This window comes from Frateuria sp. (assembly GCF_035944355.1).
Lineage (GTDB): Bacteria > Pseudomonadota > Gammaproteobacteria > Xanthomonadales > Rhodanobacteraceae > Frateuria_A.
In genome coordinates this window covers 45,853-58,318 of record NZ_DASZBH010000008.1, presented here as the reverse complement: position 1 = coordinate 58,318, position 12,466 = coordinate 45,853, and the positions used below count along the sequence as shown (strand labels likewise).

Below are 12,466 nucleotides of genomic sequence, written 5' to 3'. Positions count from 1 at the left end.
CCACACCCCCGCGCCCCGCAACCCCTGACATGCTCGGGGCGACCTTGCTGTTCTCGCTGTTGCTGCACGGCGTGCTGGTGTTGGGCCTGACCTTCCACTACGTCAAGCCCAAGCCCGGCCTGCCGACGCTGGACGTGACGCTGGTCGACGTCGCCAACCGGGAAGCCCCGGACAAGGCCGACTTCCTGGCCCAGGCGAACAACCAGGGTGGCGGCCAAGACGAGCATGCCGCGCGGCCCTCGCAACCGGTGTCCGGCGCGCTGCCCAGGCCGACGCCCGGCACCGCGCCGCAACCGGTCGAGGCCACGGTTCCACGCCCGGAGGAGGCCACGCCGGCGCGCCGCATCACCACCAGCGGGCGCAGCGATTTCAGCGTCGACAGCGACAGCGCGCGCACCGCGCGGGAAACCCGCGAAGCGCCTACCGCCGATGAACAGCGCCGGCGCCAGGAAATGGCCCAGCTCGCCGCGGAGGTGCGCAACCGCACCGAGGCCTACGCCAAGCGGCCGAAGAAGAAGTTCATTTCCGCCAATACCAAGGAATACGTCTACGCGGCCTACATGCGCGGCTGGGTCGACCGCGTCGAGCGCGTGGGCAACCTCAACTATCCCGAAGAAGCGCGCCGGCGCAACCTGCACGGCGAACTGGAGCTGACCGTCACGCTCGATCGCGACGGCAGCGTCAAGGCCATCGACGTGATCCACAGCTCGGGCGAGCCGCTGCTGGACAAGGCCGCCGAGCGCATCGTCAGGCTGGCCGCGCCGTTCCCGCCGATCCCCAGGGACCAGCGCGTGGACGAGCTCTACATAACCCGCACCTGGCAGTTCCTGCCCGGCAACGTGCTGCGCAACAAATAGGCGGGATGCCACTGCACGGTGCTCCGCGCATTGCGGCCGCTTCACACGGGCCGCGCTACAACGCACGTCCGCCCGTCGCATACAATGGCCGCATGAGCGCCGTCCCCAACACGCCGACCCTTGCCGGACATTTCCTCATCGCCATGCCGAGCCTGGCCGAACCGCCGTTCTCGCGCAGCGTGGCGTTCCTGTGCCAGCACGACGAGGACGGCGCGGTCGGGTTGCTGGTCAACCGGCTTTCCGAATACCGGCTCGGCGACGTGCTGGCGCAGCTCAAGCTCGACTGCTCCGACCAGGAACTGGCCGACCGGCCGGTGCTGATCGGCGGCCCGGTGCAGCAGGAGCGCGGCTTCGTGCTGCACCGCGAACATGGGCACTGGGAGTCGAGCTACCGCATCAACGCCGATTGGTCGGTCACCACCTCGCGCGACATCCTGGTCGCGATGGCCGCCGGCGAGGGACCGCACGACGCGTTGATGGCGCTGGGTTATGCCGGCTGGAGCGCCGGCCAGCTGGAGCAGGAGCTGAAGGACAACAGCTGGCTCACCGCCGAAGCCAACGAGCGGGTGTTGTTCCACACCCCGCTGGAGGAGCGCTGGAGCGCGGCCGCCGGCCTGGTCGGCGTCGATCCGCTGCAGTTGCCGGGCTACGCGGGCCACGCGTGAGCGCACGACGGCCCACGGCGAACGAAGGCGGGCACGCATGAGTTGCGTGCTCGGTTTCGATGTCGGCAGCCGGCTCATCGGCGTCGCCGTCGGCAACCGGGTCACCGCCAGCGCCCGCGCACTCGCCGTGGTGCCGGTGCACGAGGGCGGGCCGGACTGGGCCAAGCTCGACGACCTCAACCGGCAGTGGCTGCCCGATACCCTGGTGGTCGGCCTGCCGCTGGCCCTCGACGGCACCGAACAACCCGCCACCCGCCTCGCCCGCCGCTTTGCCGAGCATCTGCGCCAGCGCTACCGAGCTCCGGTCGCGCTCGTCGACGAGCAGTACAGTTCACAGGAAGCCGCCCAGCGATTCGCCGAGGCGCGCGCCGCGGGCACCCGACGCCGGCGCGATGCCGCGGCGATCGACGCCCAGGCCGCGGCCGTGATCCTGGAACGCTGGCTCGCCGTCTCCGTTTCCGACTAATCCAGGCCACCGCATGTTCATTCCTTCCCGCTCCTTCGAACCGCCCGCCATGAGCTCCCGCCTGCGCCACCTGACCACGCTGGAAAACCTGCCGCGCGCGTGCATCGAACGCCTGCTCGATCGTGCCCTGTCCATGCGCGACGCCTGCGCGCACGGCACCCGCAAGCTGGACCTGCTCCGCGGGCGTACCGTGCTCAACCTGTTCTTCGAGCCCTCCACGCGCACGCGCACCTCCTTCGAGCTGGCGGCGCGCCGGCTGGGCGCGGACGTGATCAACTTCGACATCGGATTTTCCTCCACCGCCAAGGGCGAGGAGCTGTTCGACACCCTGCACACGCTCGAAGCGATGCACCTGGACGCGATCGTGGTGCGCCACAAGGTGTCGGGCACGCCGGAGGAGCTGGTTCGCCATGCCATGAGCGGCGTGTCGGTGATCAACGCCGGCGACGGCAACCGCGCCCACCCCACCCAGGGCCTGCTCGACGTGATGACGATCCGCGAGCACCGCCCGGATTTCGAGAACCTGGCGGTCGTGATCTGTGGCGACATCAAGCACTCGCGCGTGGCCCGCTCGGACGTGCACGCGCTCACCGCCATGGGCGTGCGCGAGATCCGCCTGTGCGGACCGGCGCCGCTGATGCCCACGCAGGAGGAGTTTCCGCGCTGCGTGTTCGTCGAGGACTTCGACGCAGCGATCGAGGGCGCCGACGTGGCGATCATGCTGCGCCTGCAGAAGGAGCGCATGAGCGCCACGGAGCTCCCCGACGAGGCGGCCTATTTCGCCCGCTACGGCCTGGACACCGGCCGCCTGGCGCGTGCCGCCAGGGGTTGCCTGGTGATGCACCCAGGCCCGATCAACCGCGGGGTGGAGATCGCCTCGGACGTCGCCGACGGCGCGCAATCGAAGATCCTGGAACAGGTCGGCAACGGCGTGTTCGTGCGCATGGCGGTGTTGGGCGAGCTGCTCGGCCGCTGACGCCCGCCGGCGCAGCCGGCCAGATTTTCCTGCCGGATCGGGACCCGGAAGCATTGCGAACGAGGGGCACGCGCCCGGGTTGCCGGCGCGGCATAATGCGCGCGCCTCATTCCATTTCAGGGAACCGAAATCATGCGATCGACGACGCGCACTCTCGCGCTGGCCCTTGCCGGCGTGCTGCTGGCGGCTTGCGGACACAAGGACAAGGACGCGCCGCTGGCCTTCGCCCCGGCCGACACCCCCTACGCGGTCGCCAATCTCGACGTGCTGGACGATGGCACGCGCAGCGCCCTGCTTGCCCAGGCCAACGCACAGCTGCCGGCCGAACTGGTCCAGTTGCGCGCCAGCGCCGATAGCATGGCCGCCAAGGACCCGGACACCGCCAACCTGATCCGCGCCTTCGCCAAGGAACTGGACGGCAAGACCATCGAGGGCTTCGCGCAGAACGCCGGGCTGGACCTGAAAGGCCGTTCGGCGCTCTACGGCCTGGGCCTGGCGCCGGTGCTGCGCTTTCAGCTCAGCGATGCGGGCGCCTTCGAGGCTTTCGTCGGCAGGCTCGAGGCCGCCTACGGCAAGAAGCTCGATGTCGCCAGCGTGGACAAGCAGAGCTACAGGCGCCACCTCTTGCCCGCGACCGGCACGCAGTTGATCCTGGCCGTGGTCGGCAAGCAGGCGGTCGCCGCGATCCTGCCGGCCGATGCCCCCCAACCCTTGCTGCGCCAGGCATTGGGCCTGGACCGTCCGGCCCGCAACCTGCAGGACGACGGCCGCCTGGAGAAACTCGCCAAGGACCGGGGCTACCAGAAGTGGGCCGTCGGCGAACTGGACCTCGGCCGCGCCTTGCCGCTCGCCGCCAGCGGCAAGGACCCGCTGTTCGGCGCCTTGTTCAAGGCACGCGCGCAAGCCGAATCGGCCAAGACCGGCGAGCCGGTGGCCAACCAGTTGCAGATCCCGCCCGGTTGCCAGGCCGATGCCGTGCGCATCGCCAGCCGCGTGCCGGAGCTGAGCTTCGGCTACACCCGCCTGGAAGCCAGGCATCAGGACATGCGCTGGAACGTGTCGCTGGCCAGTGACATCACCCAGGCCTTCGACGGACTGAAGGTCGACCTGCCGGGACTGGGCTCCAGCCAGCCCGGCTCGCCGTTCGAGTTCTTCCTGGGCCTTCCGGTGGCGCAGCTGCGCACGTTCTGGACCGCGCAGGCCGACGCGGTCACGGCCAAGCCCTTCACCTGCCCTGCGCTGGCCGACCTCAACGACAGCTTTGCCAAGCTCGGTCCGAGCATGCAAAAGGCGGCCATCCCACCGTTCGGCGACCTGCTCGGCGTGGCGCTCTCGCTGGACAGCTTCACGCCGGCGGCGGGCAATGCGATGCCGCAGTTCACCGGGCGGCTGGTGCTGGGCACCGGCAATCCCGCAGGCCTGCTGGCCATGGGGCAGATGATGACCCCGGCACTGGCCCAGGTGAAGCTCGCCGACGACGGCAAGCCCGTGGCGCTGCCGCCCACGCTCAGCGGCATGTTCAACCAGCCGGCCTGGATGGCGATGGGCACCAAGAGCCTCGGCCTGGGCGTCGGTGCGGGCGAGGACGCCAAGCTGGCGGATGCGCTCAAGGCGCCCATAGGCAATGCCGGCCAGATGCTTCGCATGCACCTGAGCGGTCAGATGTACCTGGACTGGGTCACCCTGATGCAGCAGAAGGCCGACAGCCTGGGTGCCGCCGCCGTGGCGCTTGGCAAGGATGAAGCAGGCAGTCCCGACGACCAGGCCGAAAAGGCGGCCAATGAAGCCCGCACCAAGGCCCAGTTCGATGCCATGCGCGCGCAGGCGTCGCGCGTCGAGTCCATCGACGCCGAAATCCACGTCGACAGCCAGGGCCTGGTGGTCAACAGCCAGACGACACTGAAATAGTCCAGACGGGACGTTTCCTCACGTTCAGAAGGCGCCCTCGCGGCGCCTTCTTTTTTTGCCCGACTACGCCCCGATCACCCGTCTTTCGCGGGCAGCGAACCTTCCCTTAAGCGCGGCGTTCACAACGGTAATTGCCACTGAACACCAGGCGGCCAGCGCACACCGTGTTCACAGGCGCCCTGTTGCCATGAATCGGTCGATGCGGCACGCATCGGCTGTCTTGATCGCCAACCCTAAGGAGAGTCCCATGCGTACCCATTCCGCGTTCCATCGAGCCCTCGTTGCCGCAGGCCTGACCGCTGCGCTGGCCGCCGTCCCGGTCGCACAGGCCCTCGCACAGGATGCCGGCGCCCAGTCCAGCGGCAGCATGCAATCGAACAACCAGACCGTGCCGGGCAAGGTCGATGACGCCTGGATCACCACCAAGGTCAAATCCGAATTCGCTACGACCAAGCACCTCCACGCGACCGATATCTCGGTGGACACCACCGACGGCGTGGTTCGCCTGACCGGCACCGTGGGCAGCAACAAGGAGAAGAGCCGTGCGGTGCACGTGGCCCGCAAGGTCAAGGGCGTCAAGAGCGTGGACGCCACCGGCCTGACCGTGGAACCCAAGACCAAGAGCACCACCACCACGACCACGACGACCGAACCGGCATCCAGTTCGACCTCGGGCATGTAATCCACCCGGTTCGCCCGGAAACAAAAAGGAGCCCGCAGGCTCCTTTTTGTTTCCCCGCCGGCCGACATAAGCCGCATATCGGCCCGGAGAAGGGTCAACGGCGAAGCATGCCGCCGCCGAACTGGCTGTTGTCGCGGGTATCTTCGAGTTCCACGCCTTCCAGGCCCTGCGACAGGGTATGCGCATCGCCGCCCTGGGCCAGCTTGATGCGCAGGCGCACCTCGTTGGAGCTGTCGGCGTGGCGCAGCGCGTCCTCGTAGCTGATCTCGCCGGCGTGGTAGAGCTCGACCAGGCTCTGGTCGAAGGTGCGCATCCCCAAGTTGGTCGATTCCTTCATCACGTCCTTGATCTTGTGGATCTCGCCCTGGCGGATGTAGTCCTGCACCAGCGGCGTGCCCAGCAGGACTTCCACCGCCACCCGGCGCGCCTTGCCGTCGGGCGTGGGGATCAACTGCTGCGCCACGATGCCCTTGAGGTTGAGCGACAAGTCCATGAACAGCTGCTGGCGCCGATCCTCGGGGAAGAAATGCAGGATGCGGTCGATCGCCTGGTTGGCGTTGTTGGCGTGCAGCGTGCACAGGCACAAGTGGCCGGTTTCGGAGAAGTTGATCGCGTACTCCATCGTTTCGCGGGTGCGCACTTCGCCGATGAGGATCACGTCGGGCGCCTGGCGCAGGGTGTTCTTCAGCGCGTTCTCCCAGTTGTCGGTGTCGATGCCGATCTCGCGCTGGGTGATGATGCAGCCCTCGTGCTTGTGCACGTACTCGATCGGGTCCTCGATGGTGATGATGTGGCCGGTGGAGTTCTGATTGCGGTAGCCCACCATCGCCGCCAGCGAAGTGGACTTACCCGAGCCGGTGGCGCCGACGAAGATGATGATGCCGCGCTTGGTCATCGACAGCGACTTGAGCACCGGCGGCAGCGTGAGCTCCTCGAAGGTGGGAATCTTCGATTCGATCCGTCGCAGCACCATGCCCACGCAGTTGCGCTGGTAGAAGCACGAGACGCGGAAGCGGCCCACGCCCTGCGCGGAGATCGCGAACTGGCACTCGTGGGTCTTCTCGAACTCCTCGCGCTGCGAGGGCGTCATCACGTTGAGCACCATGTCGCGCGCCTGCTGCATCGACAGCGGGCTCTGCGTGATCGGCACGATGCGACCCTGCAGCTTCATCGACGGCGCCACGCCGGCGGTGACGAACAGGTCCGACGCCTTCTTGTGCACCATCAGCTTGAGGAAGGAGGTGAAGTCGAAGTCGCTCATGGCGTGGTTCCTCCCGGGGCGGGGAACGGGGAACAGGGAACGGGGAACGTGAGGAACGAGGCGTGCTTGCAGGCCGGGCCCGGATCAAACGCCGGAACAGAGCCCAAGCTTGCGGGGTGCCGTGCGCCGCACGTTCCCCGTTCCCCATTCCCCGTTCCCCGCCTCACTTGAAAATATCCTTGTTCTTGGCATAGCCGATCGCCTCCTGCCGCGCGACGACGCCGCGCTTGACCAGGTCCTGCAGGTTCTGGTCCAGCGTCTGCATGCCGAACTGCTGGCCGGTCTGGATCGAGGAATACATCTGCGCGACCTTGTCCTCGCGGATCAGGTTGCGGATGGCGGGGATGCCGACCATGATCTCGTGCGCCGCGATGCGCCCGCCGCCGACCTTCTTCAGCAGCGTCTGCGAGATCACCGCACGCAGCGACTCGGACAGCATCGAGCGGACCATCGGTTTTTCGCCGGCGGGGAACACGTCGATGATGCGGTCGATCGTCTTGGCGGCCGAACTGGTGTGCAGCGTGCCGAACACCAGGTGCCCGGTTTCGGCGGCGGTCAGCGCCAGGCGGATGGTCTCCAGGTCGCGCAGCTCGCCGACCAGGATGTAGTCCGGGTCCTCGCGCAGCGCCGAGCGCAGCGCCTCGTTGAACCCATGCGTGTCGCGGTGCACCTCGCGCTGGTTGACCAGGCACTTCTGCGAGGTGTGCACGAACTCGATCGGATCCTCGACCGTGAGCATGTGCCCGTATTCATTCTTGTTGATGTGGTCGACCATGGCCGCCAGCGTGGTCGACTTGCCCGAGCCGGTCGGCCCGGTGACCAGGATCAGGCCCTGCGGCTGCTCGATCAGTTCCTTGAAGATGCGCGGCGCACCCAGGTCTTCCAGCGTCAGCACTTCGGAAGGAATCGTGCGGAACACGGCGCCGGCGCCGCGGTTCTGGTTGAACGCGTTGACGCGGAAACGCGCCAGGCCCGGAATCTCGAAGGAGAAGTCGGTCTCGTAGAATTCCTCGTAGTCGCGCCGCTGCTTGTCCGACATGATGTCGTAGATAAGCGAGTGGACCTGCTTGTGCTCCAGCGCTGGGATATTGATGCGGCGCACGTCGCCGTCCACGCGGATCATCGGCGGCAGGCCGGCGGAAAGATGCAAGTCCGAGGCTTTGTTCTTCACCGAGAAGGCCAGCAGTTCGGCGATGTCCATCGGGTTCCCCTTGAGCGTTCATCTGGATGAAAAGCGGCATTGCGCAGGGGACCGCCCGGCCGTGCGCCTGCGCGCACCCACCGTCGCCATGGAGCCGGCCATTCCACATCCCCCTTGCTTGCGGCCGATACTACTCGCGCCAATGGCTGTGGGGCCAGTAGGTTGCGGCATCTTCCTGCGGAAACTGCGACCGCCTCCCGGATGCGACGGCGCCATCCCATCGAAGCCCGGACGCCATCCGCCGGACAGCCGCTTCGGGTTAATGTAGCGGCCTGAAGCAACCTCTAAGGACCGGCATGACACGACTTGCCTTCATCGGCGGCGGCAACATGGCGCGCAGCCTGATCGGCGGCCTGCTCAAGACCGGCGCCGCGGCCTCTTCCATCCGCGTGGCCGAGCCGCAGGCGCAGGCGCGCGATGCGCTCGGGCGCGAATTCGGCGTGGTCACCTTCGCCGAGAACCGGCTCGCCGCCGAGGGCGCCGAGGTGCTGCTGCTGGCGGTCAAGCCGCAGGTCATGCCGGCGCTCCAGGCCGAGCTGCGCGACGTGCTGCAACGCCAGCGGCCGCTGCTGGTCTCGATCGCCGCCGGCGTGCGGCTGGACCAGCTGGAACGCTGGTTCGGCGCGCTGCCGATCGTGCGCTGCATGCCCAACACCCCCGCGCTGATCGGCGCAGGCGCCACCGGGCTGTGCGCCAACGCGCGGGTCAGCCCGCCGCAGAAGGCGCAGGCGCAGCACATCCTGGATGCGGTGGGCCTGACCCGCTGGATCGACGACGAAGCGCAGATGGATACGGTCACCGCGCTGTCCGGCTCCGGCCCGGCCTATTTCTTCGCGCTGGTGGAGGCGCTGGAGGACGCTGCCGTGGCCCAGGGCATGCCGCGCGACACGGCCCGCGCGCTGGCCGCGCAAACCTGCCTGGGCGCCGGCCGCATGCTGGCCGAGAGCGGCGAAGCGGCCGGCGAGTTGCGCCGGCGCGTGACCTCTCCCAACGGCACCACGCAGGCGGCGCTGGAAAGCTTCGCCGCCGACGGCCTGGCGCGCGTGGCCGCGCGCGCCCTCGCCGCAGCCACCCGCCGCGGCGCCGAGCTGGCCGCCGAACTGGACGCCAAGGAGTCCCGCCCGTGACCTACCTGCTCAATGCGTTTTCGCTGCTCGTGGAGATCGCCTTCGACGCGCTGGCCACGTTGTTCGTGTTGCGCCTGCTGGCCGAGGCCGGACGGGCCGACTTCCGCAACCCGGTCAGCCAGTTCGTCTACCGCTACACCAATCCGCTGCTGGCGCCGATCCGCCGCGTGCTGCCGAACTGGCGGCGCATCAACCTGGCCGCGCTGCTGGTGTGCTACCTGGTGATGCTGCTCAAGCGGCTGGTGCTGTTCGCGCTGATCGGCGCCTTGCCGCACGTGGGCGGCCTGCTGGTGCTGGCGCTGGCCGACCTGCTCGACTTCGTGCTGCTGTTCTACCTGGTGCTGGTGTTCGGCTGGTCGCTGCTGAGCATGTTCCAGGTCAGCCCCTACCACCCGGTACTGCAGCTGGTCGAGGCGATCGTCGACCCGCTGCTGCGTCCGCTGCGCGGCAAGCTGGTGGTGGGCATGCTGGATTTCTCGCCGGCCGTGGTGATGATCGTGCTGCTGCTCGCGCGCATCCTGGTCGCGGCGCCGCTGTTCGACTGGGGCAGCCAGCTCGCCCGCGGCTTCTGATCTAGCGCCGCGAGGCCCAGGCGCAGATGATCCGGTGCAGTTCGGCCAGCCCGTCGAACAGCGCCGCCGGCCCCGGCTGCAGGATGATCGGCGATTTGACCTCGTGCAGCTCGCCGTCGCGCACCGCGGGGATCGCCGCCCAACCCGGCCGTGCCGCCACCTTTTCCGGACGGAAGCGCTTGCCGCACCACGAGCCCAGGATGATGTCCGGCGCGCGGCGCACCACTTCGCCGCCATCGGCCAGGATGCGCTGTCTGGCCAGCGGCTCGCGCGCGAGTTCCGGGAACGCATCCTCGCCACCGGCGATGCCGATCAGCTCGGCCACCCAGCGGATGCCGGTGATGATCGGCTCGTCCCATTCCTCGAAGTAGACCTTCGGCCGTCGCGGCAGGCGCGCCGCCGCTGTCCGTATCTGCGCGATATGCGCTTCCGCGCGCTGCGCATAAGCCTCGGCCTTGTCGCCCGAGCCCACCATCGCACCCAGTCGCCGAACGTAGGCGAGGATGCCTTCCACGCTGCGGTGGTTGCTGATCCACACTTCCACCCCTGCCTTGATCAGCTCCCGCGCGATGTCGGCCTGGATGTCGGAAAAGCCGATCGCCAGGTCGGGCTCGAGCTTGAGGATCTCGCCGATCTTCGCGCTGGTGAACGCAGAGACCTTGGGTTTCTCCCGGCGCGCGCGGGCCGGGCGCACGGTGAACCCGGAAATGCCGACGATGCGATGCTCCTCGCCCAGCGCGTAGAGCACTTCGGTCGGCTCCTCGGTGAGGCAGACGATGCGTTGCGGGAAACCGCCCATCAGCGTCCCAACACGCTCACCGTGACCTTGCGCTGGTGCGGGTCGTGGCGGTGCTCCCACAGGTAGATGCCCTGCCAGGTGCCCAGCTGCGGCCTGCCGCCGTGCACCGGCACGGTGAGGCTGACGCCGGCGAGGATCGAGCGCACGTGGGCGGGCATGTCGTCCGGGCCTTCGGCGTCGTGCTCGAACATCCGGTCGCCGTCGGGCACGGCGCGCGCGAACCAGCGCTCGAGGTCGGTGCGCACGGTGGGGTCGGCATTCTCGCAGATCAGCAGCGAGCAGCTGGTGTGCTGGGTGAAGACGTGGGCGATGCCGGTCTGCACGTGGCTGGTGGCGACCGCGTCGGCGACCTTGCCGGTGACGTCGCTGAAACCGCGCCCGCGCGTGTGCACGACGAAGCCGCCCTGGGCGACGTGCGGCGCGGGCTGCGCGTGGGTCATGGATAGAGCAGCCGGCTGGTCCAGGTCTGGCCGTGGCGGCTCCAGCGCACGCGGTCGTGCAAACGGAACTGCGCGCCGTACCAGAACTCGACCATGTCCGGCTCCACCACGAAGCCGCCCCAGTGCGGCGGGCGCGGCACGTCGCGGCCCTCGAACTCCTTCTCGCACCGCGCCATGCGTTGCTCGAAGGTTTCCCGGTCGGGCAAGGTCTGCGACTGCAGCGAGGCCCACGCGCCGATCTGGCTGCCGCGGGCGCGACTGGCGAAGTAGGCGTCCGACTCCTCCGCCAGCAGCTTGCGCGCCACGCCCTCCACGCGCACCTGCACGCCTTCGCGCAAGTGCTTCCAGTGGAAATTGAGCGCCACCTGCGGGTGGGCTTCCAGCTGCACGCCCTTGTCGCTTTCGTAGTTGGTGTAGAAGCGGAAGCCGCGCTCGTCGGCCCCTTTGAGAAGCACGATGCGGGAGCTCACCCTGCCGGCCGCGTCGGCGGTAGCCAGGTTCATCGCCGTGGGTTCGGGATCGCCGCCGTCGATGGCCTCGTCCAGCAGCCCGAGGAAGGTATCCAGGATCTCGCGTTTGAGCATGACTCTTGCATCGTGGCGGCGCCGCGCCATCATGCGCGGATGACCATCGATGCTAGCACGCAGAACGTCGCCCTCGCCGGCTATCTGCTGGACCACTACGCCGGGCGCATCGCGCGTTCACGCCGCCCCTACATCCTGGGCCTGTCCGGCCTGCAGGGCAGCGGCAAGAGCACGCTGGCGCGGGTGATGAAAGCGGACGCCGAGTCACGCGGCTGGCCCACCGACGTGCTCACGCTGGACGACTTTTACTACCCGCGCAGCGAGCGCGAGGCGCTGGCGCGCGAGGTGCATCCGCTGCTGCGCACGCGCGGCGTGCCGGGCACCCACGAGATCGAGCTGCTGCTCTCGGTGCTGGCGGCCCTGCCGCAGGCGTCGGAAAAGCTGCCGGTGACCTGGCCGCGCTTCGACAAGGGCCGTGACACCCGCGTGCCGCCCTCGCGCTGGCCGAAGGTGAGCCGTCCGCCGAAGCTGGTGATCCTCGAAGGCTGGGCACTCGGGCTGCGCCCGCAGCTGCAGGCGGCGCTGGAGACGCCGGTGAACCGGCTCGAACGAGAGGAAGACCCGGATTGCCGCTGGCGCCACTGGGTCAACAAGCAGCTGCGCGCGTATCAGCCGCTGTGGCGCAAGCTCGATGCGCTGATCGTGCTGCAGGCGCCGAACTGGGATGTGGTGCGCCGCTGGCGCGGCGAGGAGGAGGAAGCCCTGCTCGCACGACACGCGCCGCTGGCGATGGACGCCGAAGCGATGGTGCGCTTCCTGGCCCACTTCGAACGTCTGAGCCGGCATGCACTGGCCACCCTGCCCGCGTTGGCCGACAGCGTGGTCGAGTACGACGACAACCGCCACGTCACTGGCATGGCCCACGCCTGACGCCTCTCCCTTAGCGAGGGAATTCGGTGAAGCGCCGCTCTCGCCACGAGACGGCGCA

At 68.5% G+C, this 12,466-nt stretch carries 14 protein-coding genes; 9 read left to right on the top strand and 5 right to left on the bottom strand.

Going from position 1 to position 12,466, the window contains the following annotated elements; genetic code table 11:
• Positions 1-29: 29 nt before the first annotated feature.
• The 6 genes from VGU03_RS05080 to VGU03_RS05055 all read left to right on the top strand — a co-directional run bounded on the left by VGU03_RS05080 (position 30) and on the right by VGU03_RS05055 (position 5,554).
• The gene (locus VGU03_RS05080) at positions 30-857 is read left to right on the top strand and encodes an energy transducer TonB (protein ID WP_327479104.1); all 828 of its coding nucleotides are present in this window, start codon (positions 30-32) and stop codon (positions 855-857) included.
• Between the two features lie 92 nt (positions 858-949).
• Positions 950-1,522 carry a YqgE/AlgH family protein gene (locus VGU03_RS05075; protein WP_327479102.1) on the top strand — a complete coding sequence of 191 codons (573 nt, stop codon included), beginning with the start codon at positions 950-952 and terminating at the stop codon, positions 1,520-1,522.
• 37 nt (positions 1,523-1,559) lie between these two features.
• Positions 1,560-1,988: a Holliday junction resolvase RuvX gene (ruvX, locus tag VGU03_RS05070; protein WP_327479100.1), complete on the top strand. Its 429-nt coding sequence runs from the start codon at positions 1,560-1,562 to the stop codon at positions 1,986-1,988.
• 49 nt (positions 1,989-2,037) lie between these two features.
• On the top strand, positions 2,038-2,964 hold the full coding sequence (locus VGU03_RS05065; protein WP_327479099.1) for an aspartate carbamoyltransferase catalytic subunit: 927 nt from the start codon (positions 2,038-2,040) through the stop codon (positions 2,962-2,964).
• 132 nt (positions 2,965-3,096) lie between these two features.
• The gene (locus VGU03_RS05060) at positions 3,097-4,872 is read left to right on the top strand and encodes a hypothetical protein (RefSeq protein WP_327479098.1); all 1,776 of its coding nucleotides are present in this window, start codon (positions 3,097-3,099) and stop codon (positions 4,870-4,872) included.
• A 247-nt stretch (positions 4,873-5,119) separates the two neighbouring features.
• Positions 5,120-5,554, top strand: a complete 435-nt coding sequence (locus VGU03_RS05055) for a BON domain-containing protein (protein ID WP_327479097.1) — start codon at positions 5,120-5,122, stop codon at positions 5,552-5,554.
• A 94-nt stretch (positions 5,555-5,648) separates the two neighbouring features.
• On the opposite strand, the gene VGU03_RS05050 is transcribed toward VGU03_RS05055, so the two are convergent.
• Positions 5,649-6,815 (bottom strand): PilT/PilU family type 4a pilus ATPase, encoded by a 1,167-nt coding sequence (locus VGU03_RS05050; RefSeq protein ID WP_327479096.1) that lies wholly within the window; start codon positions 6,813-6,815, stop codon positions 5,649-5,651.
• Positions 6,816-6,978: 163 nt separating this feature from the next.
• Positions 6,979-8,016, bottom strand: a complete 1,038-nt coding sequence (locus VGU03_RS05045; RefSeq protein ID WP_327479095.1) for a type IV pilus twitching motility protein PilT — start codon at positions 8,014-8,016, stop codon at positions 6,979-6,981.
• 296 nt (positions 8,017-8,312) lie between these two features.
• On the opposite strand from VGU03_RS05045, the gene proC reads away from it, so the two are divergent.
• Both proC and VGU03_RS05035 read left to right on the top strand, forming a co-directional pair.
• Positions 8,313-9,143, top strand: coding sequence for a pyrroline-5-carboxylate reductase (gene proC / locus VGU03_RS05040; RefSeq protein ID WP_327479094.1), 831 nt, complete (start codon positions 8,313-8,315; stop codon positions 9,141-9,143).
• On the top strand, positions 9,140-9,715 hold the full coding sequence (locus tag VGU03_RS05035; protein WP_327479093.1) for a YggT family protein: 576 nt from the start codon (positions 9,140-9,142) through the stop codon (positions 9,713-9,715). Before proC ends, VGU03_RS05035 begins: the two co-directional genes overlap by 4 nt.
• Before the next feature lies 1 nt (position 9,716).
• Here the strand turns inward: VGU03_RS05035 and VGU03_RS05030 are convergent, their stop codons facing one another.
• Genes VGU03_RS05030 through pdxH form a run of 3 tightly spaced genes read right to left on the bottom strand, consistent with a single transcriptional unit; the run spans position 9,717 to position 11,538 of the window.
• Entirely contained in the window at positions 9,717-10,514 is a 798-nt protein-coding gene (locus VGU03_RS05030) for a cobalamin-binding protein (RefSeq protein ID WP_327479092.1), read from the bottom strand.
• The gene (locus VGU03_RS05025; protein WP_327479091.1) at positions 10,514-10,954 is read right to left on the bottom strand and encodes a secondary thiamine-phosphate synthase enzyme YjbQ; all 441 of its coding nucleotides are present in this window, start codon (positions 10,952-10,954) and stop codon (positions 10,514-10,516) included. Before VGU03_RS05025 ends, VGU03_RS05030 begins: the two co-directional genes overlap by 1 nt.
• Positions 10,951-11,538, bottom strand: coding sequence for a pyridoxamine 5'-phosphate oxidase (pdxH, locus tag VGU03_RS05020; protein ID WP_327479090.1), 588 nt, complete (start codon positions 11,536-11,538; stop codon positions 10,951-10,953). Before pdxH ends, VGU03_RS05025 begins: the two co-directional genes overlap by 4 nt.
• Positions 11,539-11,577: 39 nt before the next feature.
• Between pdxH and VGU03_RS05015 the strand changes: the two genes are divergently transcribed.
• Positions 11,578-12,408, top strand: a complete 831-nt coding sequence (locus VGU03_RS05015; protein ID WP_327479089.1) for a kinase — start codon at positions 11,578-11,580, stop codon at positions 12,406-12,408.
• The last annotated feature ends 58 nt before the right edge of the window (positions 12,409-12,466 follow it).